We start from the raw sequence: 19,711 nt of genomic DNA, 5'->3' as shown, positions 1-19,711 counted from the left end.
ATGAGCGTCTCGTGGGCTCGGAGATGTGTATACGAGACAGGCCCTGATCCCCGCGGCCCTGCGCGCCATGCGCGCCGACCTCCGCCACGAGTCCCCCGTCACCCGCCACGCGATCCGCGTCACCGCGGTGGCCGCCGCCGGCTACCTCCTGGGCACCTGGCTCCCCTTCGGCCACGGCTACTGGGCCCCCATGGCCTCCGTCATGGTGATGCGTCCCGACTTCTCGCAGACGTACTCACGCGCGGTGGCCCGCTTCGGCGGCACCCTGGTCGGCGTCGCCCTGGCCACCGGCCTGGTCCAGCTGGCGCACCCCGACGTCGGACTCTCCGCGATCCTCGCCGTCCTGTGCGCCGGAATGATGTACCTGCTGATGCGTACGGGCCAGATGGCGGCCCAGGCCTGCGTCGCCGCGTACGTCGTGTTCCTGCTCGGCATGGGCGGCGAGCAGTGGACGCAGACGGTGCCGGAACGCGTCATCCTGACCCTCCTCGGCGGCGTCCTCGCGATGATCGCGTACGCCGTGTACCCGGCCTGGGAGACGCCACGGCTTCGCACCCGCCTCGCCGACTGGCTGATCGCGGACGGCCGTTACGCCGCCGCGGTCGTCGGCCACTACGCCGACCCCGCGGGCAAGTCCTGCCCCGACGTCCGCGAGGCGCTGCTCGCCGCCCGCGACGCCCGCATCGCCTGGCATGAGGCGTCCGACCGCGCCAAGATCGAGCCGGTACGCCACCGGGGCCTCTCCCGCGCCGCGGCCACCGACGCCGAGGAGGCACTGGCCCAACTCGGGCGCGTGGCCATGCTGATGGAGGCCCATCTGCCCGAGCGTGGCGCGACCCCCGTCCCCGCGGCGGCCCGCCTGGCCAAGGCCCTGCGCAAGTCGACCGAGCAGGGCGCCAAGGCGGTCCGCGAACGCCGCGTACCGAAGTGGGACGCGGTCCGTACCGCCCTGGAGGAGTGGGACGGCGAAGGCGTACCCGACCGGGTCGTCCGCAGAGGCGCGGGCCTCCTCCTCACCACCCTGGAGGAGTTCTCCGACGCCCTGGACACGAGCCCGGCCCCGATGCTCCTGGACGGCTCCGACGCACAGGAAAAGACCAACGGGCGGCAGGGCCCCGAAGGCCCTGCCGCCCGCTGACGGCAGAAAAGAGAGAAATCAGGACTGCGGAAGTTCCGCCGTCGGCAGCCCCTCCGGCAGCTTCCCGCCCTCGGTCTTCGTGAACTGGTCCGTCCCGGAGCCCTCCCACGCGACCGACATCGACGTGCCGTTGACCGACTCGACCGTGCCCTTGGTACGGCCCGAGTCGCCCTTGGCGCACTTGAGCTCGATGGTGTCGGCGCTCGCGGTGCCGCTGCACAGCACGTCCTCACCGAGCAGCGTCGCCTGCTTGCCGGCGATCACCATCGCGAGCGGGTTCCCGTCGGCGGTGGTGACCCAACTGCCCTCCACGCTCCCGTCCTTGGCGCCGGTGTCGCCGGAGCCCTCGTCCGGCGTGTTGGACCCGTCGGCCCCGGCGGACGAACCCGCCGAGCTCTTGTCCTTGTCGCCACCGTCGTCGCCGTCACTGCTGCAACCGGTCAGGACAAGAGCGGCGACAAGTCCCGCCGCCGCGGCACCGATACGTACGTTCCGGACGTGCATGCGCACTGAAGTCCCCCTAGACAACTGGCCACCGGCCGACTCGTTCAATGAATCGCGCGCCAAGCTACCAGGACGACTTGCGCACCCCGGGGAGGAATCCGGCGTGCGCTTGATCACGCAACTTCACCCTCGAGAGCCCGAACTTCCCCACGTATCCGCGCGGACGCCCGTCGACGCTGTCCCGATTGCGTACGCGCGTGGCGCTCGCGTCCCGCGGCTGGCGCCCCAACTCCCGCCGGGCCGCGACCCGTTCGGCCTCGGCGGTGCCGGGCCTGCGGATGACCTCCTTCAGCTCGGCACGCCGTGCGGCGTACCGGGCGACGGTCTCGCGCCGCTTGTCGTTCTTCGCGATCTTGCTCTTCTTCGCCATCAGACCCTCACCCCGCGGGCACGGATCCGGGCGACGGCGGCCTCGACGCCGATGGCGTCGACGGTCTTGATGCCCTTGGCGCTGAGCCGCAGCCGTACGTGGCGGCCCTCGCTCGGCAGCCAGTAGCGCTTGCTCTGGACGTTGACGTCGAACCGGCGCGACGTACGCCGGTGCGAATGGGAGATCTGGTTGCCGAAGCCCGGCTTCGCGCCGGTCAGCTGGCAGTGGGCGGACAAGGTGACGCACCTCTCGGTCATGGGGAAGGGATCCCCTGCGGAACCGTTTTGAAAACGGGATTCATTTTCATACACTAGCGCCATGGCTCGCAACGAACTCCGCCCCGTCATCAAGCTCCGGTCCACGGCCGGCACCGGGTACACGTACGTGACCCGCAAGAACCGCCGCAACGACCCCGACCGCATGACCCTGCGCAAGTACGACCCCGTCGTCGGGCGCCACGTCGATTTCCGAGAGGAGCGCTGACCGCCATGCGCAAGGACATCCACCCGCCGTACGGCCCGGTCGTCTTCCGCGACAAGTCCTCCGGCTTCGCCTTCCTCACCCGGTCCACCGCGACCAGCGAGAAGACCGTCGAGTGGGAGGACGGGCGCAGCTACCCCGTCATCGACGTCGAGGTCTCCTCCGCGAGCCACCCCTTCTATACGGGCACGGCCAAGGTCCTGGACACCGCGGGCCGCGTGGAGCGGTTCGAGCGCCGTTACGGTGAGCGCGGCCGATGAGCTCGATGGACATCGCGATCGTCGGAGGCCTGCACTCCGACGCCCGCAAGCAGGCCGTCGACCGGCTCCTCACCACCGTTCCGGGCAGCGTCGCGCTCCACCACGACCTGGCGACGGCCGTGCACGGCACGGTCGTACGCACGGTGCGCGACGCCACCGGCGTGCTCTCCACCGGCGAGGCGCCGCTGGTCAACGACTGCGCGTGCTGCGCGCTGCGCGAGGACCTGGTGCCGGAGCTCGAACGGCTCGCGGACTCGGGGCTCACCCGGCTCGCGGTCGTCGAGCTGTGGGACTCCGTCGAGCCCAAGGCGATGGCCGAGGTGATCACGGCGCACGGGGGCCTGCGGCTGAGCGGCGTGATCACGGCCGTCGACCCGGCGCTGCTTCTGCCCTACCTCGGCAACGGCGACGACCTCCTGGAGGCCGGGCTCGCGGCCGCCGCCTCCGACCAGCGCACGGTCGCCGACACCTGGGCCCGCCAGCTCGAGTACGCACCCGTCCTTGCCGTCGCGGACTCTCCCGAGGCCGACGACGAGGACCGCGCGCTGCTCGCCCAGCTCCACCCGACTGCCCGTCAGGTCCCGATCAGCGGTCATGGGGACCTGGCGGGCGCCGCGCTCGCCGGTTTCGACGTCGAGGCGGCCGCCGCGGCACAGCACCCGTCCTGTGCGCTGCTGCCGACCGACGCCGACGAGCACGGGGTCGCCACGCTCGTATGGCACCGGGACCGGCCCTTCCACCCGGAGCGGCTCTATCAGGCCCTGGAGGATCTGACCTGCGCGGCGGCGCGCAGCCGCGGCCGGTTCTGGCTGGCCGACCATCCGGACACGCTGCTCGGCTGGGACGCGGCCGGCGGCGCCCTGTGCGTGGAGAGCGCGGGGCCGTGGCTGGCCTCGCTGCCGGACGCCGCGTGGGAGATGGTGCCGCCGGTGCGGCGCGCGGCGGCCGCGCTCGACTGGCATCCGGAGCACGGCGACTGCTGCCAGCACCTGGTCTTCATCTCGCCGGGCCTGGACCGTGAGGGGCTCGAAGAGGTCCTGGAGTCCTGCCTGTTGACCGACGAGGAGTACGCCGCAGGGCGCGACGCCTGGAAACACCTGCCCCCCGCCTTCGACACCCTCCTGGAGGTCTGAATGTCCCCCCGCAAGCCGAATCCGCGCGTCCAGAAGCCGCGTCCCAACCCCCTGGACCAGGCGGAGATCACGTACATCGACTACAAGGACACGGACCTGCTCCGGAAGTTCATCTCGGACCGGGGCAAGATCCGCTCCCGGCGGGTCACCCGGGTCAGCGCCCAGCAGCAGCGGCTGCTCGCGCGGGCGATCAAGAATGCCCGGGAGATGGCGCTGCTGCCGTACGGGTCTCCTCGCTGACCCGCGCCCGGCACGCCGGATCCCTCGCATCGGCAGGGGATCTCCTACGGTTGAGTCCGTAGGGGATCCCCTGCCTCCTTTTGTGCCCGCGCAGGGGTGGAACAAGAACGGCGCGGTACGCGTCTCTCCCTAAGACGTAAAGGGATTCGCATGTCATGCGATGTCCGGGGCAGGCGCTGACAGAGCTGTAACCAAGGGAACACCCCGCGTGCACGTGCATCTGCCCATGCATCGGCATGTGAACACAGCTATGATCCGGGACAGTTGACCACTGCATCTACAGCCACATCGGGCATTGCACCACCGGGGAGCGACCTGTGCACCACGTGTTTAACGGCATGGCGGCCACGGAACTTCACGGGGTGGTCTGGCAGAAGAGCAGGCACAGCAACTCGCAGGGATCCTGCGTGGAATTCGCGAAACTGCCGGGCGGCGACGTCGCCGTACGCAACTCGCGCTTCCCCGAGGGCCCGGCGCTCGTCTACACGCGGGCGGAGATCGAGGCGATGCTGCTCGGGATGAAGGACGGGGAGTTCGACCACCTGATCGGTGGTTAGCCCGTCTACGACATGGGCGGTCAGGGCCTGTCCGATGGGTCCTGCCGGGGTCAATCGGCACCCGGCGCGAAGGCCGGCCTGACCCATCGGACAGGCCCTAGCCCCGTCTACGGCAAGGCCGGGGCGGCCGGCCCGCCCACGTCGGTGACGGCGGCCGGCCCGCCTACGGCAGCTGGAACAGCGCCCAGACCACCTTGCCGCGCAGGGTGCCCGCGAGCGGGTGCCAGCCCCAGCTGTCGCTGAAGGAGTCCACCAGGAACAGGCCGCGGCCCGACTCGGCGGAGAAGTCGTCGTCCGTCTCGCGCGCCACCGGACTGTCGTCGCTGGGATCGCGCACCGCGCACACCAGGCGCGAGGTCCAGCGCATCAGATGCAGCCGCACCGGCGGGTTCTGGTCGCGCGGGGTGTCGGACGGCAGCGCGTGTCTGAGGGCGTTGGTGACGAGTTCGGAGACGACGAGGGCTATGTCGTCGAAGCGCTCTTCCAGTTCCCACTGGTTCAGCGTCTTGCGCGTGAACTGCCGTGCGCTGCCCACCGCTTCGTAGCGGGCGGGCAGAGAGCAGGATGCCGCGCTGGAGACTGCCGAGGGGTCGAGTGGGGGAAGCCCCTGCCGTAACGGCTCGAGCATGGTCGATCCATTCGTCCCCATGCGAGGCACTCCCCGGTTTCGCGGTACATAGCGATGGAGCGGTGGCGCGGTCGGTGGTACAGAGGTGGCGCGCGGACCATGGTTCCGAATGCGTACAGCAGATGCAAGGGCAGATGCACGTGCACGCGCCGGACTTGGCCGCTCCCGTGCCACTTCTTGCCCATTTCTTCCTACGACTTCTTGTGGAGGACTTCCGAAGGCTTTCCGTTTCTGTAACCGAACGTGTACGGCCCGGAGCGTTTAATGGCAGACTGCTGGCTTCCAAGTGATGGGGAGGATTGAGCGAAGTGACCGCAGGGGAGTCGAGCGGCTCGGTCGTACGGCGCATGCTCCTTGGCTCGCAACTCAGGCGCCTGAGGGAATCTCGTGGCATCACCCGTGAAGCGGCCGGCTACTCGATCCGCGCTTCCGAATCGAAGATCAGCCGCATGGAGTTGGGACGGGTGAGCTTCAAGTCCAGGGACGTCGAGGACCTGTTGACGCTGTACGGCGTCACCGAGGAGTCGGAGCGTGTCGCCCTCCTCTCCCTCGCCAAAGAGGCCAACCTCGCCGGCTGGTGGCACAGTTACTCCGATGTCCTGCCCGGCTGGTTCCAGACCTATGTGGGTCTCGAAGGCGCCGCTTCGCTCATCCGCGTCTATGAAGTGCAGTTCGTCAACGGCCTGTTGCAGACGGAGGCGTACGCCCACGCGGTCGTCGCCCGCGGCATGAAGGGTGCGAGCAAGGCCGACATCGAGCGCCGCGTCGCCCTGCGCCTGGAGCGCCAGAAGCTGCTCATCTCCGAACGCGCTCCCCTCTTCCACTGCGTACTCGACGAGGCGGCCCTGCGTCGGCCTTACGGGGACCGGGAAGTGATGCGCGGTCAGATCCAGCACCTCATCGAAATCTCGGAACGGCCGAATGTCACCCTCCAGGTGATGCCGTTCAGTTTCGGCGGGCACTCGGGCGAGAGCGGAGCGTTCACCATGCTGCGCTTCCCGGAGTCGGACCTCTCGGACGTCGTGTACGTGGAACAGCTGACCGGAGCGCTGTATCTCGACAAGGCAGAGGAAGTGGCCCAGTACGAACGGGTAGTTGGGCAGTTGCAGAGCGACAGCCCGAATCCGGCCGATAGTCGGGATCTTCTCCGCGGTCTACTTCAACTGACCTGAAACGTCAGTACGATGACGTGAAATCAGATGTCTGCACAGTCTGCGGCAAGGGGTCTCATGTCCTTCTTCACTGACCTGGCTCACCAGTACATCGACGGTGAGTGGAAGGCCGGGTCCGGCTCCTGGGACATCATCGACTTCAACCCGTACAGCGGGGAGAAGCTGGCGTCGATCACCGTGGCCACGGCCGACGAGGTGGACCAGGCCTACCGGGCGGCCGAGCGTGCGCAGAAGGAGTGGGGTGCGACCAACCCCTACGCCAGGCGTGCCGTCTTCGAGCGTGCCCTGCGCATCATCGAGGACCGCGAGGACGAGATATCCGACGCGATAGTCGCCGAGCTGGGTGGCACCCGGCTCAAGGCCGCCTTCGAGCTCCACCTCACCAAGGAGTTCCTGCGCGAGGCCGTCCATGTCGCGCTGCAGGCCGAGGGCCGCATCCTGCCGTCGCCCGACGACGGCAAGGAGAACCGCCTCTACCGCGTCCCGGTGGGCGTGGTCGGGGTCATCAGCCCCTTCAACTTCCCGCTCCTGCTCTCCCTCAAGACGGTCGCCCCGGCGCTCGCCCTGGGCAACGCGGTGGTGCTCAAGCCGCACCAGAACACGCCCGTGATGGGCGGCGCCTTCCTCGCGAGACTCTTCGAGGACGCGGGGCTTCCGGCCGGTGTGCTGAACGTGGTCGTCACCGACATAGCCGAGATCGGTGACGCGTTCATCGAGCACCCGGTGCCCAGCGTCATCTCCTTCACCGGCTCGGACCGCGTGGGCCGTCATGTCGGCACGGTCTGCGCCTCGAACTTCAAGCGCTCGATCCTCGAACTCGGCGGCAACGGCGCGCTTGTCGTCCTGGACGACGCGGACGTCGACTACGCAGTGGACGCGGCGGTCTTCAGCCGGTTCGTGCACCAGGGGCAGGTCTGCATGGCCGCCAACCGCATCCTTGTCGACCGGTCCCTCCAGGCGGAGTTCACCGACAAGTTCGTCGAGAAGGTCGCGTCCCTGAAGGTCGGCGACCCGGCGGACCCGGCGACGCACATCGGCCCGCTGATCAACTCCTCGCAGGCGGACGCCGTGACGAAGACCGTCGAGCAGACGGTCGCGTCGGGCGCGAAGGCGCTGATCCACGGCCGCGTCGAGGGCAACCTCGTGCACCCCACCGTCCTGGCGGACGTGCCGTCCGACTCCCCGGTCCTGCAACAGGAGATCTTCGGCCCGGTCGCGATCCTGGTGCCCTTCGACGGCGAGGAAGACGCCCTGCGGATCACCAACGACACGCCGTACGGGCTCAGCGGCGCCGTCCACACGGCCGACGTGGAGCGCGGCGTGCGGTTCGCGCGACAAGTGAAGTGCGGCATGTTCCACGTGAACGACGGCACGGTGCACGACGAGCCGATCGTGCCCTTCGGCGGCGAGAAGAGCTCGGGCGTCGGCCGGCTGAACGGCGAGTCGACGGTGGACGCGTTCACGACGCAGAAGTGGATCTCGGTGCAGCACGCAAGGTCGCGCTTCCCCTTCTGATCTCTGAACTTCTGCGTACGTCGTAGAACTCCCGGACCCTTGCGGACAGAACCTGACCGCAAGGGTCCGTAGCGTCTGTGGTGTCGGAAAGCCCGGCAGGCTCCACAGGCTCGGAGAGGCGGACCCCATGGTCACCCACGTCAACGCAGAAGCCCCCGGCGACGAGCGCGGCGCGCTGCTCGCCTTCCTCGCCGCCGAGCGAGGCGGCGTCCGGAGGGCCCTGATCGGCCTGACCGACGAGCAGGCGGCGACGAAGCCGAGCGCCAGCGAACTCGCGCTCTCCGGACTGCTCAAGCATGTCGCGGAGGTCGAGGAAGGCTGGATCGCGCGGGCCAAGGGAGTCGACCCCGCGGTCGAGCGGACGGAGGCGAACTGGGACGAGTGCTTCCGCTTGGTCGAGGGCGAGACCGTCGAGTCGGCCCTCGCGTACTGGACCCAAGTGGCGGACCGCACCGAGGAGTTCATCCGCTCCCTGCCCACCCTCGACGAGACCTTCGCGCTCCCCGACCAGCCGTGGTTCCCGAAGGAGGACGTATCGATGCGCTGGGTCCTGCTCCGCCTGATCACCGAGATGTCCCGCCACGCGGGCCACGCCGACATCATCCGCGAGTCCCTCGACGGCAAGACGGCCTTCGAGCTGGTGGCGCTGGAACGCGGGGAGAGCTGGGGCTAGGGGTTGGCCAGGGGCTGGCTAGGGCTCTCCTGCTCCTCGTCGTCAAGGTGTGCGGCCATCTCCGCCCGCAGGGCGTGCAGCTCCCGGAGCTGTTCCGGGGTGGGGGTGCCGTCGGCCGCCAGCGCCCGGTCGATGATGCGCACCGCGGCCGCGTGGTCCTCCTTGGACGCGCCGAGGAGGGTGGCCTGGTGCAGGGCACGCGCGTACCGCTCCTTGGGCACCGGCGCGTGCTCGAAGGAATCGGCGCTGCGCTGCCCGATGCGGACGCAGTTGCCCGCCGGGTCCGTCATCAGGAACTGCCGCACGCCGTAGCTCATGTCCCGCACGGTCCCGATCCGGGGCAGGCCGCGGGTCGGGATCCGGCCGAGGGTCTGCTTGAGGCCGGCGCGGAAGGACGCGTGGAGGGTGTTCACGTCGTCGGTCAGGATGTAGCAGGTGCTGTAGGAGGCCTTGGGGTCGTAGTCCTTCAGCTGGAAGAACTGCAGTTCCATGTCGCCGCGCCGGACCACGCCGTACGGATTGGGCGCCTTCTGGCGGAAGGTCACCTCGAAACCGATGGCCTCGTAGAAGTCGAGTGTCTCGTCGAGCCTGTGGCAGGGGAGCAAGGGGATCATTGTCTCGGCCATACCGCTACTCTAATCAAAGTTGATTAGAAAGAGAGGTGGCTTCATGTCGGCGATCCGACTCCTTGTCCTCGGTGCCGTCCGTCAGCACGGCCGTGCGCACGGCTATCAGGTGCGCAACGACCTGGAGTACTGGGGCGCCCACGAGTGGTCCAACGCCAAGCCCGGCTCGATCTACCACGCCCTGAAGCAGATGGCGAAGCAAGGCCTGCTGCACGCGCACGAGATCGCCCCGTCCACCGCGGGCGGGCCGCCGCGCACGGAGTACGAGATCACGGAGGCGGGCACCGAGGAGTACTTCGCGCTGCTGCGGTCCGCCCTCACCTCGTACGACCAGCGGCCCGACATCCTCTCGGCGGGGCTCGGCTTCATCGTCGACCTGCCGCGCGACGAGGCCGTCGAGCTGCTCAAGGAGCGGGTGGGCGCCATCGAGGCCTGGCGCAGGTCCGTCACGGAGTACTACACGCCCGAGGACGGCCCGGAGCAGCTCGGGCACATCGGCGAGATCATGAACCTCTGGGTGCACACGGCCGACGGCGGCGCGGAGTGGGCGCGCGGCCTGATCGAGCGCATCGAGGGCGGGGCGTACACGTTCGCGGGGGAGGGCGAGCCGTTCGTCGGCGTGCTCGCCGAGGGGCAGGAGAACCCGTACGCGAGCGGGGCGGGGCCGCGCTGAGCTCACATGTCCGTACGCCTGATGTGCTCGATGTGAAGGGTCCGGGCGTCGGTGTCGATGCGGTACAAGATCCTCCAGCGCCCCAGGTGGAGGCGGCGGTAGTCGATGCCCCAGGGCCGTGATCCCGCCGGACGGGGCTCTTCGGCGAGCCGGTCGGTGGCTGTCAGGAGGTCCTGGAGGCTGTCCGGGTCGGTCTTGAGGTGGCCGGTGGCGGTGTTGAGGGCTGACGGCTCCCACGGCACCTGCCGGCTCAAGCTCCGCCCCCAGCTGCCTCAATGAGCGCTTGGCGTGCCTCGTGGTGCGGGATGGGCGCTTCGGTGCGGTCGAGGGCGCGGTCGCGTTCGAGGCGGGCCAGAGCGAGCGCGTCCTCCAGATCCTCGAGCTCGGCGGGGGAGATGAGGACTGCGGCCGGTACGCCGCGGTCGGTGAGGGTGATGTGCTCGTGCTGGGCGGCTCTGGGGGCGAGGTCCCCCAGCTTGCCGCGCGCTTCGGCGATCGGATATGTAGCAGACATGCACGCGGCCCAACTGGAGGAGGCGGCCCGCCTGTTGCCCGGTGCGGCCGCCCTGGACGCCGACCGCAGGCTGGCGAGCGCACCGGTCGCGGACCGGATGGAGGCGCTGACCAACGGGGCGGTCCTCGTGGGCCGTTCGGTCGCCGACATGCTGCAGTCCCTCGCCTCGGCAACGACCCCGGAGTGGTGGGGACTTCGTGGGCGGCCGAGCATGCGGGACTGATGGCGGTGGTGTGGCTGGTGGTGCTCGTCGGGGTGTTCCTGCCGCTGGCCGTACGGAAGTTCGGAGCGCTCAGCAAGTAGGCGAGCAGCTTCGGCGCGCTCAGCAAGTAGGCAGGAAGCTGTCTGGCCCTAGTGGTGGAACCCCGTGGCCGCCTCCCGGTCCCGGGTGAACGGGTGGGGCTGGTGGCGCAGTTCGGGCAGCAGGCGCCGCAGGTCCGCGAGGAACAGCTCCGCGAGGTCGGCCGAGAAGCCGTTGCGGCAGACCACGCGGAGCACCGCCAGGTCCTCGCGGTGGGCCGGGAAGGTGTACGCGGGCACCAGCCAGCCCCGCTCGCGCAGCCGCCGGGACACGTCGAAGACGTCGTACGCCTTGACGTCGTCCCGCGTCGTGAAGGCGAACACCGGCAGCTGGTCGCCGCGCGTGATCAGCCGGAAGTCGCCCAGCGCCTCGACGCGTTCGGCGAGCCCGCGGGCGACGTCCCTGCTCGCCTGCTGCACGGCCCGGTAGCCTTCCCGGCCCAGGCGCAGGAACGTGTAGTACTGCGCGGCGACCTGCGCGCCGGGACGGGAGAAGTTCAGCGCGAACGTCGGCATGTCGCCGCCGAGGTAGTTCACCCGGAACACCAGCTCCTCCGGCAGTGCGTCCGCGTCCCGCCACAGAGCCCAGCCGACGCCCGGATAGACCAGGCCGTACTTGTGGCCCGAAGTGTTGATCGACGCCACCCTCGGCAGCCGGAAGTCCCACTCCAGGTCCTCGTCGATGAAGGGCGCGACCATCCCGCCGGACGCGGCGTCGACGTGCACCGGGATGTCCAGGCCGGTGCGCTCCCGGAGGGCGTCCAGGGCCGCGCAGAGCTCGGCGACCGGCTCGTACGACCCGTCGAAGGTGGAGCCGAGCACGGCCACCACGCCGATCGTGTTCTCGTCGCAGAGCTCGGCGGCGGCCTCGGGGTCCAGGTGGAAACGGTCGCCCTCCATGGGGACCAGGCGCGCCTCGACCTCCCAGAAATTGCAGAACTTGTCCCAGCAGACCTGGACGTTGATGCCCATGACCAGGTTCGGGCGGGCGCCGGCGGAAGGGTAGCGGTCGCCGTTCTTCTTCATCCAGCGGCGCTTGAGCGCCATCCCGGCGAGCATGCACGCCTCGCTCGAGCCGGTAGTCGAGCAGCCGACGGCCGCCGTCGGGTCCGGCGCGTGCCACAGGTCGGCGAGCATCGCCACGCAGCGCCGCTCCAGCGTGGCGGTGCGCGGGTACTCGTCCTTGTCGATCATGTTCTTGTCCCGGCACTCCGCCATCAGGACGTCGGCCTGCGGCTCCATCCAGGTGGTGACGAAGGTGGCGAGGTTGAGCCGCGCGTTCCCGTCCAGCATCAGCTCGTCGTGCACCACCTGGTACGCCGTCATGGGCGGCAGCGGCCCTTCGGCGAGGCGGTGCTTGGGCGGCGCCTCGGTCATGCCGCCGACCGGGTCGGCCTCTCCGTAGAAGGGGTTCACCGCGACAGGGCGCTCCTTGGAGTCGCCGTTCGGGTCCTCGCTGCGGTGGAACGGCATGGGCGGTCTCCTCGGGCTGAGGGTTTCTGTCCCGGTACGGGGCTTTTGTGATCCTGCTGGCGAGGATAGGGCCCGCTGCCGGGGCCTGCACTTGCACCTCACGTGGCGTGAGGACCCAGGCTGAGGTGCGTACCGCAGAGAGCGAAGGGAGCGGATGGTGAGCTACTCCGTAGGGCAGGTCGCGGGACTCGCCGGGGTCACGGTGCGCACGCTGCACCACTACGACGAGATCGGGCTCCTGGCCCCGAGCGAACGCAGCCACGCGGGCCACCGCCGCTACGGCGACGGGGACCTGGACCGGCTGCAGCAGATCTTGTTCTACCGGGAGCTCGGCTTCCCCCTGGACGAGGTGGCGACGCTCCTTGACGACCCGGACGCGAACCCGAGCGCGCATCTGCGCCGTCAGCACGCCTTGCTGACCGACCGGATCGAGAGGCTCCAGCAGATGGCCGCCGCCGTCGAGACAGCCATGGAGGCACGGAAGATGGGCATCAACCTCACACCCGAGGAGAAGTTCGAGGTCTTCGGGGACAAGGACCCCGAGCGGCACGCACAGGAGGCGGAGGAGCGCTGGGGCGGCACGGACACCTATGCCGAGTCGCAGCGGCGGACCGCCCGCTACACCAAGGACGACTGGAAACGCATGCAGGCCGAGGTCGCCGACTGGGCAGAGCGCTACGACGCCCTCATGAAGGCGGGCGAGGCCGCGACGGGCGAGCGGGCCGTGGCCATGGCCGAGGAACACCGGCAGCACATCACCAAGTGGTTCTACGAGTGCACCTTCGAGATCCACCAGGGCCTCGGTGAGCTGTACGTGTCCGACGAGCGGTTCAAGGAGTTCTACGACTCCATGCGGCCGGGCCTCGCCGAGCACCTGAGGGACGCGATCCGAGCCAACGCCGCACGGCACGAGTGAGTACGCGGTGACTACGTAAGGACGAGCCGCTCCATGGCCTGGTTCCGGGTCTCCACCAGCGTCTTGGTGAGGCCCTTCAGCTCGCCGCCGATCATGGACTTGAGGCCCGCGCCGATCTGGCCGGGAGCGGACGGTGAGCCGAAGACCTCACCGATAACCTGTTGGACGCGATAGCCCGGTACGTCGTTCGTCGTCACGACCAGTACGTCGGACTGCGGACTGCGGACTGAGGCCGCCGCCGAAATCTTCGATACCCATGGCACACAGCTTTGTCCCAGGTGCCGCACAGTGCACCCTGGGAAGTGGAGTGGAACCTGGGCACGTCACCTCGCGTTGATAGCTTTGGGCGGCCGTCCCCGCAGCATCGACCTCTCACCCTCAGGAGCCCGGAACCGTGACGACGCTTGCGCTCGGACCAAGCTGGCTGGATGCGGAATACCTCCTGAACACGTTCGGGGTCTGGGGCCTGCTCGCGATCGTCTTCGCCGAGTCCGGCCTGCTCATCGGCTTCTTCCTGCCGGGCGACTCGCTGCTGTTCACGACGGGCCTGCTGATCACGACGAAGCAGCTGGACTTCCCGCTCTGGCTCTGTGTCGTCCTCGTCTGCGTCGCCGCGATCCTCGGCGACCAGGCGGGCTACCTCTTCGGCAAGAAGGTCGGCCCCTCGCTCTTCAACCGCCCGGACTCCAAGCTGTTCAAGCAGGAGAACGTGGTCAAGGCGCACGAGTTCTTCGAGAAGTACGGCCCGAAGTCCCTGGTCCTGGCCCGCTTCGTGCCCATCGTGCGCACGTTCACGCCGATCATCGCCGGCGTCAGCGGCATGCGGTACCGCTCGTTCATCACGTTCAACATCATCGGTGGCGTCCTGTGGGGCGCCGGCGTCACGATGCTCGGCGCGTGGCTCGGCAACGTCGAGTTCGTGCACAAGAACATCGAGGCGATCCTCATCCTGATCGTCCTGATCTCGGTGGTCCCGATCGTGATCGAGTTCCTGCGCGCGCGCAGCAAGTCCAAGAAGGCGGGGGCTGTCGGCGACGAGGCCCCCGGAGTGGCGCCCCAGGCCCCTCAGGCCCCGCGCGGCCGGCACGCCAAGCGCTGACCGGCTCCACGTACCCCCGAGCCGCTAGAAGCCGCGCGTCCGCTTGGCCGCGCGGCGGTTCGCCGCGGACGTCGCGCCCGGCACCTTGAGGATCAGCCGGGAGATCTCGCTCCCCAGGTTCACGCCGATCGCGATGGCCAGGGCTGTCGCGGCGGCCTTGGTGAGCGAGTTGAGGCCCGTGGTCATGTCGTTCTGGGCCAGGGCGAGCAGCCCGAAGTAGGTCGCGCTGCCGGGCAGCAGCGGGCCGATCGCCGCCGTGACGTACGGCAGTGAAGAGGCGAACCGGTAGCGCGAGAAGAGCTGCCCGAACAGGCCCACGAGCCCGGCGGCGATCGCCGTCGCCGCGACCGGCGAGAGCTCGAGCGACGTCTGCGCGAGGGCGCCGAACATGACCCAGGCGATGCCGCCGTTCAGGGTCACGATCAGCACGGTGTGACGTTCCTGCTGGAGCAGGATCGCGAAGGCGAGACTCAGCGCCATCGACGCCAGGATCTGGATCACCGGGCGCGAGTCCGTCGCCACGAACGCCGTCTCCGGCTTCAGGCTCGTCGCGTCCAGCATCACGCCGAGCGACAGCACGAGCAGTACGCCGCAGACGATGCCCACGACGAGGTAGCAGACCTCCAGGAGGCGGGCGGCAGCGGTGATGTAGTAGCCGGTCAGACCGTCCTGGACGCCGGCCACCAGGGCTCTTCCCGGGATCAGGGCGAAGAGGCCACCCGTGATCACCGCGGACGCGTTGACCTCCTGGGAGTGCACGAGGCTGAGCGTGACGCCCATCGCGGCGGGCGGCATCGCGGCCCCCACGAACTGATAGAACTCCGGAAGCCCGCGGCCCGCGCACAGCCAGGCGAGCCGGTCGCCGAGCATCGCGCCGAACGCGGCGACCAGGAAGACCAGCGCGCCACCGCCGACGAGCACGGATGCCGATCCCGCGAGCAGTCCGCTCGCCGCCGTCAGCGCCCAGCCGGGGTAGGGGTGGCGGTTACGGCGGATCGCGGCGAGGCGCCGGTAGGCCTCCTCCAGGGAGACCTCGATGTCCGTGTCGCTGATGTCGTCCACCAGCTGGAAGACCGCCGCGAGCCGCGTGTAGTCGGTGCCCCGTCGGCGTACCGTCCTGGAGGCCGTGATCGGGTCCTCCACCAGGGACGGCTGGTGCGAGATCGAGAGCAGCGTGAACGTCACGGTCGGCTCGCAGCGGTCGAGGCCGTAGCTGCGGCAGACGGCGAACATCGCCGCCTCCACGTCCTCGGCGCCCTCACCGCCCGCGAGCAGCAGCTCGCCGATACGCAGCGTCAGGTCGAGCACGCGCGGCACGGCGGGCCCGGTGTCGTCCTCGTGCCTCTGCGACGCCTCCGGAGTGGGCCGTTCGGTCACCGGCATGCGCAGCATCGTGCGCATCTGGTCCTGCCAGGGCACTTCTTTGGTGAGCTTCACCAGGGGCATGCCGTGCGGGGGCGTGAAGGCCGACGGCGCGTTGCGGGCGCTGTAGGTGTGCGGCGGGGTGAACGCCGACTTCTCGGTCTCCTGGGTCGACGAGGGGCTCGCCATACCCGTCGGGATCGCGAACTCGGACGTCGTCTGCGACTCGTCCTCGGGCACCGGGGGCTGCGGCACTACACCGGTGGGCTGGGTGAACGCGCTGTGTGCCTCGTCCGACTGTGGCTTGCGGTCTTCCGCATCCTCTTCAGCCACTTACTTCTGCCTCACTCACCTCTTTGCGCCTAAACCGGCGCCGCTCTCGCGGACGTGGTTTTTCTCTGTCGTGGTTCCTCAATTGATGCTTGAGGTCTCACGACTCAGTATGCGCACAGGTGCACGAAAGAGCCGCGCGACCCCTTGCGGAGTCGCGCGGCCCACGCGCATCGCGAAGCGGCTCAGTGACCCTGGGCCTCGGCGCGCTTGTACGACTTCTCGATCTCGGCCTCGGCGTCCGCGCGGCCGACCCAGTCGGCGCCCTCGACGGACTTGCCGGGCTCCAGGTCCTTGTAGACCTCGAAGAAGTGCTGGATCTCCAGGCGGTCGAACTCGGAGACGTGGTGGATGTCGCGCAGGTGCTCCACGCGGGGGTCGGAGGCCGGGACGCAGAGCAGCTTGTCGTCGCCGCCCGCCTCGTCGGTCATCCGGAACATGCCGATCGCGCGGCACTTGATGAGGCAGCCCGGGAAGGTCGGCTCGTCCAGGATGACGAGGGCGTCCAGCGGGTCACCGTCCTCGCCGAGGGTGTTCTCGACGAAGCCGTAGTCCGCGGGGTAACTGGTCGACGTGAAGAGGCGACGGTCCAGGCGGATCCGGCCGGTCTCGTGGTCCACCTCGTACTTGTTCCGCGAACCCTTCGGAATCTCGATGGTGACGTCGAACTCCACGGGTGGCTCCTCCATGATCAGCACATACTTCGGGTGGTTAAGTGTCCCTCACGCAGAAGTGTGATCGCGAAAGGGGCTGGTCGTCGTGCCTGAACTCAAGCCTTGGCAGCAGACCCGGCAGCTATTGAGAAGGCTTCCGAGGCCTTCGGCGGCCCAGCTCCACGGCGCTCTCAAATCTCCTGCGAAACTCAAGACCTGGCAGGTCACGGCGGGTGCCGCCACTGTCGGACTCGCGATCGCGGCCGGGGCGGTGGCCGCCGCGGGCCCTTGGGACTCCTCCGGTCAGCGTACGGCCGAGCGTGACTGGGCCGCTTCTCGGGAGGCCGGGGGTGGCGCAGATCACGGCGCGGGCACCTCGGGACGAGCGCCCGAAAGCGCCCCGAGCGCCCCTTCCGTACTCAGCGGGCTCGGCGCTCCCGCCGGTTCCGCGAAGGGCGGGGCGGCGCCCGTGCCGAACGGGAAGGCGCTCGCGGGGGTCCTCGACCCGCTCATGAAGGACAAGGCCCTCGGCCCCGACCACTCGGCCGTCGTCGTCGACGCGGACACCGGGGAGCGGGTCTACGGCAAGGGCGTGGGCGAGACCCTGACGCCCGCGTCCACCACCAAGATCGCCACGGCGGTGGCGGCGCTGACGGCCGCCGGCGCGGACCACCGCATCGCCACGAAGGCGGTCATCGAGCCGGACTCGAAGGACGTCGTCCTGGTCGGCGGCGGCGATCCCACGCTCACCGCCCGCAAGGACGGCCCGTACGCGGGGAGCTCGGCGAGCCTGCGCGAGCTGGCCGAGGACACCGCGCGCGCCCTGAAGGACCGCGGCGCCGACAAGGTGACCCTGTCGTACGACACCTCGCTGTACGCCGGGCCTTCGCAGCACCCCATCGGGCCGAACGAGAACCTCTCCCCGGTCAGCGCCCTGATGGCCGACGAGGGCCGCCTCGACGACTCAGCGAGCGGGCCCGCCCCGCGCTCGGGCGACCCGGCGAAGGACGCGGCGAAGAAGTTCGCGGACCTCCTGAAGGACCACGGCATCGAGACGAAGAAGGACCCCGGCCCGGCGAAGGCGTCAGGCCGGGCGGAATCCCTCGCCAAGGTCGAGTCCCCGCCGCTCTCGTCCCTGGTCGAGCGCATGCTGACGCACAGCGACAACGACATCGCGGAGGCCCTGGCCCGCCAGACGGCGCTCGCCGCGAAGGAGCCCGCGAGCTTCGACGGCGCGTCCAAGGCGATCGGCGCCCAGCTCGGCAAGGTCCGGCTGCCGCTCGCCGGAGCGAAGTTCGCCGACGGCAGCGGCCTCGACCGGGCCGACCGGATCTCCGCCGAGCTGCTCGCGGCGCTCCTCGACCGCGCCGCCGACCCGGCCCACCCCGAGCTGCGCTCGGTGGTCACAGGCCTCCCCGTGGCCGGCTTCACGGGCACGCTGGTCGACCGCTACCCCAAGGACTCCCCGGGCACCGGCGTCGTACGCGCCAAGACCGGCACCCTCACGGGCGTGAACACCCTCGCGGGCACGGTCGTGGACGCGGACGGCCGCCTCCTGGTCTTCGCCTTCATGACCACGGGCACGACGGACCCGAAGGCGGCACAGGCGGCACTGGACGGAATGGCGTCGGCGGTGGCGGGGTGCGGGTGCAGGTAGCGCCGCCGGGTAGCGTCCCGAAGGGGCGCGGGGCTGTGTCGATATGCGGCTCCGCCGCGCGGCCGCGACAAGCCACGACAGAGCCGCAGCTGCCCGACGACGCAGCACGGCACTTCCAGTGAGCCCTTAGGGGCTCGAGCCGGGAAACCTCGGGGGGTCAACCTCCTCCGCAGCCGGACACGACCACGTACCGTTGACGCATGACGAGCATCGGTGGTGCGGAGATGGTCGACTGGAATCTCGCGGTGGCGACCGCGACCCGGCTCGTGCGGCCGGGTCCAGAAGTGAGCCGGGACGAGGCGCGGGCCATCGTCGCCGAGCTCCGCGAACACGCCAAGTCCTCGGAGGAGCACGTCCGTTCCTTCACCCGGATGGGGACGGGCGACATGCATGACACCCCGGTGCTCGTCGTCGACCGGGCCGGCTGGATCCGGGCGAACGTCGCGGGATTCCGGGAGATCCTCAAGCCCCTGCTCGACAAGATGCAGGACCGGCGCGGCCCCGGCCCCGGCGGCGCCATGCTCGGCGCGGTCGGCGGCAAGGTGACCGGCGTCGAGCTGGGCATGCTGCTCTCGTTCCTCGCCTCACGCGTCCTCGGGCAGTACGAGACCTTCGCCCCGGCCACCCGCGACCTCCCTGCGGGGGAGAACGGCGGCGGCAGGCTCCTCCTCGTGGCGCCGAACATCGTGCACGTGGAGCGCGAACTGGACGTGGATCCCCACGACTTCAGGCTCTGGGTCTGCCTGCACGAGGAGACGCACCGCACCCAGTTCTCCGCCGTGCCCTGGCTGCGCGACCACCTGGAGGGGGAGATCCAGTCATTCCTCTCCGAGACCGACGTCGACCCGATGACGTTCCTGGAGCGCATCAGGGAAGCCGCCCAGTCGCTTGCCGGCGGCCGCCCCGAGGGCGAGGAGGACGACGGGGGCCGCTCCATCGTCGAGCTCGTCCAGACCCCCGCCCAGCGGGAGATCCTCGCCCGCCTGACGGCCGTCATGTCGCTCCTTGAGGGCCACGCGGACTTCGTGATGGACGGCGTGGGACCCGACGTGGTGCCGTCGGTCGGCGAGATCCGTGAGAAGTTCCAGCAGCGCCGCGCACGCGGGGCGAGCCGCCTCGACCAGGCCCTGCGCAAGCTGCTCGGCCTCGACGCGAAATTGCGCCAATACCGGGACGGCGAGCGTTTCGTCCGAGCCGTCGTCGGCGAGGTCGGAATGGACGGCTTCAACCGGGTGTGGACTTCGCCGAACACCCTGCCCACCAAGGCGGAGATCGCCAAACCGGCGGACTGGGTCGCGAGGGTGCACCGTAAGGGAGAGTGAGGGACTGGATGCGGCCGATGGCAGGAGAACGCCCCCGCAATCACCCGTCCGAGGGACCGTGAGCCATGGGTAGGCGTGCAATGCTCGGGGAACGGCTCGGTTCTGTCACCATCGAC

Annotated in this window: 23 protein-coding genes and 4 pseudogenes; 16 read left to right on the top strand and 11 right to left on the bottom strand. The window is 69.6% G+C overall.

The features are described from left to right. Positions 1-43: 43 nt before the first annotated feature. A pseudogene (locus E2651_RS09295) lies at positions 44-1,138 on the top strand (FUSC family protein); the annotation flags it as partial. A gap of 18 nt (positions 1,139-1,156) precedes the next feature. Here the strand turns inward: E2651_RS09295 and E2651_RS09290 are convergent. The 3 genes from E2651_RS09290 to rpmB all read right to left on the bottom strand — a co-directional run bounded on the left by E2651_RS09290 (position 1,157) and on the right by rpmB (position 2,248). Continuing rightward, positions 1,157-1,642 carry a hypothetical protein gene (locus E2651_RS09290; protein ID WP_135330559.1) on the bottom strand — a complete coding sequence of 162 codons (486 nt, stop codon included), beginning with the start codon at positions 1,640-1,642 and terminating at the stop codon, positions 1,157-1,159. Between the two features lie 64 nt (positions 1,643-1,706). Beyond that, complete coding sequence (gene rpsN / locus E2651_RS09285; protein WP_135330558.1) at positions 1,707-2,012, bottom strand: 30S ribosomal protein S14; 306 nt, start codon at positions 2,010-2,012, stop codon at positions 1,707-1,709. Further along, a complete protein-coding gene (rpmB, locus tag E2651_RS09280; protein WP_135330562.1) occupies positions 2,012-2,248 on the bottom strand; it encodes a 50S ribosomal protein L28 in 237 nt (78 codons plus the stop codon). The genes rpsN and rpmB overlap by 1 nt, the downstream gene beginning before the upstream one ends. A gap of 82 nt (positions 2,249-2,330) precedes the next feature. Here rpmB and rpmG point away from each other — a divergent pair, with 82 nt between their 5' ends. The 5 genes from rpmG to E2651_RS09255 all read left to right on the top strand — a co-directional run bounded on the left by rpmG (position 2,331) and on the right by E2651_RS09255 (position 4,682). After that, the gene (gene rpmG, locus E2651_RS09275) at positions 2,331-2,495 is read left to right on the top strand and encodes a 50S ribosomal protein L33 (RefSeq protein WP_003999141.1); all 165 of its coding nucleotides are present in this window, start codon (positions 2,331-2,333) and stop codon (positions 2,493-2,495) included. 5 nt (positions 2,496-2,500) lie between these two features. Beyond that, a complete protein-coding gene (locus tag E2651_RS09270) occupies positions 2,501-2,752 on the top strand; it encodes a type B 50S ribosomal protein L31 (RefSeq protein ID WP_135330557.1) in 252 nt (83 codons plus the stop codon). Then, entirely contained in the window at positions 2,749-3,885 is a 1,137-nt protein-coding gene (locus E2651_RS09265) for a GTP-binding protein (protein WP_135330556.1), read from the top strand. The genes E2651_RS09270 and E2651_RS09265 overlap by 4 nt, the downstream gene beginning before the upstream one ends. Beyond that, entirely contained in the window at positions 3,886-4,125 is a 240-nt protein-coding gene (gene rpsR, locus E2651_RS09260) for a 30S ribosomal protein S18 (RefSeq protein WP_135330555.1), read from the top strand. It abuts the gene before it with no gap. Between the two features lie 317 nt (positions 4,126-4,442). Further along, positions 4,443-4,682 (top strand): DUF397 domain-containing protein, encoded by a 240-nt coding sequence (locus E2651_RS09255; protein ID WP_135330554.1) that lies wholly within the window; start codon positions 4,443-4,445, stop codon positions 4,680-4,682. A gap of 163 nt (positions 4,683-4,845) precedes the next feature. On the opposite strand, the gene E2651_RS09250 is transcribed toward E2651_RS09255, so the two are convergent. Further along, positions 4,846-5,331 (bottom strand): ATP-binding protein, encoded by a 486-nt coding sequence (locus E2651_RS09250; RefSeq protein ID WP_135330553.1) that lies wholly within the window; start codon positions 5,329-5,331, stop codon positions 4,846-4,848. 287 nt (positions 5,332-5,618) lie between these two features. Between E2651_RS09250 and E2651_RS09245 the strand changes: the two genes are divergently transcribed. The 3 genes from E2651_RS09245 to E2651_RS09235 all read left to right on the top strand — a co-directional run bounded on the left by E2651_RS09245 (position 5,619) and on the right by E2651_RS09235 (position 8,670). Beyond that, on the top strand, positions 5,619-6,482 hold the full coding sequence (locus tag E2651_RS09245; protein WP_135330552.1) for a helix-turn-helix transcriptional regulator: 864 nt from the start codon (positions 5,619-5,621) through the stop codon (positions 6,480-6,482). A gap of 57 nt (positions 6,483-6,539) precedes the next feature. Further along, on the top strand, positions 6,540-7,997 hold the full coding sequence (locus E2651_RS09240; RefSeq protein ID WP_135330551.1) for an aldehyde dehydrogenase family protein: 1,458 nt from the start codon (positions 6,540-6,542) through the stop codon (positions 7,995-7,997). A 127-nt stretch (positions 7,998-8,124) separates the two neighbouring features. Beyond that, positions 8,125-8,670, top strand: coding sequence for a DinB family protein (locus E2651_RS09235; RefSeq protein WP_135330550.1), 546 nt, complete (start codon positions 8,125-8,127; stop codon positions 8,668-8,670). Here E2651_RS09235 and E2651_RS09230 read toward each other — a convergent pair. Next, a complete protein-coding gene (locus tag E2651_RS09230) occupies positions 8,667-9,296 on the bottom strand; it encodes a VOC family protein (RefSeq protein ID WP_135330549.1) in 630 nt (209 codons plus the stop codon). The two genes, E2651_RS09235 and E2651_RS09230, sit on opposite strands and share 4 nt — an antisense overlap. Before the next feature lie 43 nt (positions 9,297-9,339). On the opposite strand from E2651_RS09230, the gene E2651_RS09225 reads away from it, so the two are divergent. Then, positions 9,340-9,969: a PadR family transcriptional regulator gene (locus tag E2651_RS09225; protein WP_135330548.1), complete on the top strand. Its 630-nt coding sequence runs from the start codon at positions 9,340-9,342 to the stop codon at positions 9,967-9,969. Positions 9,970-9,971: 2 nt separating this feature from the next. Here E2651_RS09225 and E2651_RS09220 read toward each other — a convergent pair whose 3' ends face one another. Both E2651_RS09220 and E2651_RS09215 read right to left on the bottom strand, forming a co-directional pair. Further along, positions 9,972-10,223: a type II toxin-antitoxin system RelE/ParE family toxin gene (locus E2651_RS09220; RefSeq protein ID WP_135330547.1), complete on the bottom strand. Its 252-nt coding sequence runs from the start codon at positions 10,221-10,223 to the stop codon at positions 9,972-9,974. After that, on the bottom strand, positions 10,220-10,483 hold the full coding sequence (locus E2651_RS09215) for a type II toxin-antitoxin system prevent-host-death family antitoxin (protein ID WP_135330546.1): 264 nt from the start codon (positions 10,481-10,483) through the stop codon (positions 10,220-10,222). The genes E2651_RS09220 and E2651_RS09215 overlap by 4 nt, the downstream gene beginning before the upstream one ends. On the opposite strand from E2651_RS09215, the gene E2651_RS46100 reads away from it, so the two are divergent. After that, positions 10,482-10,706 carry a hypothetical protein gene (locus E2651_RS46100; RefSeq protein ID WP_348541615.1) on the top strand — a complete coding sequence of 75 codons (225 nt, stop codon included), beginning with the start codon at positions 10,482-10,484 and terminating at the stop codon, positions 10,704-10,706. The two genes, E2651_RS09215 and E2651_RS46100, sit on opposite strands and share 2 nt — an antisense overlap. Further along, positions 10,679-10,786 (top strand): annotated as a pseudogene (locus E2651_RS45165) (ABC transporter permease); the annotation flags it as partial. The gene E2651_RS46100 and the pseudogene E2651_RS45165, both read left to right, overlap by 28 nt. Before the next feature lie 48 nt (positions 10,787-10,834). On the opposite strand, the gene E2651_RS09200 reads toward E2651_RS45165, so the two are convergent. After that, positions 10,835-12,256, bottom strand: a complete 1,422-nt coding sequence (locus tag E2651_RS09200; RefSeq protein WP_135330545.1) for a glutamate decarboxylase — start codon at positions 12,254-12,256, stop codon at positions 10,835-10,837. Between the two features lie 157 nt (positions 12,257-12,413). On the opposite strand from E2651_RS09200, the gene E2651_RS09195 reads away from it, so the two are divergent. Beyond that, positions 12,414-13,172: a MerR family transcriptional regulator gene (locus tag E2651_RS09195; protein ID WP_135330544.1), complete on the top strand. Its 759-nt coding sequence runs from the start codon at positions 12,414-12,416 to the stop codon at positions 13,170-13,172. A gap of 20 nt (positions 13,173-13,192) precedes the next feature. On the opposite strand, the pseudogene E2651_RS09190 reads toward E2651_RS09195, so the two are convergent. Beyond that, positions 13,193-13,430, bottom strand: a pseudogene (locus tag E2651_RS09190) (heavy metal-binding domain-containing protein); the annotation flags it as partial. Between the two features lie 136 nt (positions 13,431-13,566). On the opposite strand from E2651_RS09190, the pseudogene E2651_RS09185 reads away from it, so the two are divergent. Next, positions 13,567-14,190 (top strand): annotated as a pseudogene (locus E2651_RS09185) (VTT domain-containing protein); the annotation flags it as partial. A gap of 105 nt (positions 14,191-14,295) precedes the next feature. Here the strand turns inward: E2651_RS09185 and E2651_RS09180 are convergent. After that, positions 14,296-15,966 carry a threonine/serine exporter family protein gene (locus E2651_RS09180; RefSeq protein ID WP_135330542.1) on the bottom strand — a complete coding sequence of 557 codons (1,671 nt, stop codon included), beginning with the start codon at positions 15,964-15,966 and terminating at the stop codon, positions 14,296-14,298. Between the two features lie 182 nt (positions 15,967-16,148). Further along, a complete protein-coding gene (locus E2651_RS09175) occupies positions 16,149-16,637 on the bottom strand; it encodes an inorganic diphosphatase (protein ID WP_135330561.1) in 489 nt (162 codons plus the stop codon). An 85-nt stretch (positions 16,638-16,722) separates the two neighbouring features. On the opposite strand from E2651_RS09175, the gene dacB reads away from it, so the two are divergent. Both dacB and E2651_RS09165 read left to right on the top strand, forming a co-directional pair. Further along, complete coding sequence (dacB, locus tag E2651_RS09170) at positions 16,723-18,273, top strand: D-alanyl-D-alanine carboxypeptidase/D-alanyl-D-alanine-endopeptidase (protein WP_135330541.1); 1,551 nt, start codon at positions 16,723-16,725, stop codon at positions 18,271-18,273. 200 nt (positions 18,274-18,473) lie between these two features. Beyond that, positions 18,474-19,595: a zinc-dependent metalloprotease gene (locus E2651_RS09165; RefSeq protein WP_135330540.1), complete on the top strand. Its 1,122-nt coding sequence runs from the start codon at positions 18,474-18,476 to the stop codon at positions 19,593-19,595. Positions 19,596-19,711: the final 116 nt, after the last annotated feature.

Origin of the sequence: Streptomyces sp. MZ04, assembly GCF_004684775.1 — a bacterium.
Classification (GTDB): domain Bacteria; phylum Actinomycetota; class Actinomycetes; order Streptomycetales; family Streptomycetaceae; genus Streptomyces.
The sequence above is the reverse complement of the archived record's forward strand: the minus strand, read 5'-3'. Positions and strand labels throughout refer to the sequence as shown.

What these genes read in the sequence shown, in the direction of transcription:
- E2651_RS09290 (WP_135330559.1), bottom strand. Translation starts at nt 1,642, where the DNA reads ATGCACGTCCGGAACGTACGTATCGGTGCCGCGGCGGCGGGACTTGTC.
- rpsN (WP_135330558.1), bottom strand. Translation starts at nt 2,012, where the DNA reads ATGGCGAAGAAGAGCAAGATCGCGAAGAACGACAAGCGGCGCGAGACC.
- rpmG (WP_003999141.1), top strand. Translation starts at nt 2,331, where the DNA reads ATGGCTCGCAACGAACTCCGCCCCGTCATCAAGCTCCGGTCCACGGCC.
- E2651_RS09270 (WP_135330557.1), top strand. Translation starts at nt 2,501, where the DNA reads ATGCGCAAGGACATCCACCCGCCGTACGGCCCGGTCGTCTTCCGCGAC.
- E2651_RS09265 (WP_135330556.1), top strand. Translation starts at nt 2,749, where the DNA reads ATGAGCTCGATGGACATCGCGATCGTCGGAGGCCTGCACTCCGACGCC.
- rpsR (WP_135330555.1), top strand. Translation starts at nt 3,886, where the DNA reads ATGTCCCCCCGCAAGCCGAATCCGCGCGTCCAGAAGCCGCGTCCCAAC.
- E2651_RS09250 (WP_135330553.1), bottom strand. Translation starts at nt 5,331, where the DNA reads ATGGGGACGAATGGATCGACCATGCTCGAGCCGTTACGGCAGGGGCTT.
- E2651_RS09240 (WP_135330551.1), top strand. Translation starts at nt 6,540, where the DNA reads ATGTCCTTCTTCACTGACCTGGCTCACCAGTACATCGACGGTGAGTGG.
- E2651_RS09235 (WP_135330550.1), top strand. Translation starts at nt 8,125, where the DNA reads ATGGTCACCCACGTCAACGCAGAAGCCCCCGGCGACGAGCGCGGCGCG.
- E2651_RS09230 (WP_135330549.1), bottom strand. Translation starts at nt 9,296, where the DNA reads ATGGCCGAGACAATGATCCCCTTGCTCCCCTGCCACAGGCTCGACGAG.
- E2651_RS09225 (WP_135330548.1), top strand. Translation starts at nt 9,340, where the DNA reads ATGTCGGCGATCCGACTCCTTGTCCTCGGTGCCGTCCGTCAGCACGGC.
- E2651_RS46100 (WP_348541615.1), top strand. Translation starts at nt 10,482, where the DNA reads ATGCACGCGGCCCAACTGGAGGAGGCGGCCCGCCTGTTGCCCGGTGCG.
- E2651_RS09215 (WP_135330546.1), bottom strand. Translation starts at nt 10,483, where the DNA reads ATGTCTGCTACATATCCGATCGCCGAAGCGCGCGGCAAGCTGGGGGAC.
- E2651_RS09200 (WP_135330545.1), bottom strand. Translation starts at nt 12,256, where the DNA reads ATGCCGTTCCACCGCAGCGAGGACCCGAACGGCGACTCCAAGGAGCGC.
- E2651_RS09165 (WP_135330540.1), top strand. Translation starts at nt 18,474, where the DNA reads ATGACGAGCATCGGTGGTGCGGAGATGGTCGACTGGAATCTCGCGGTG.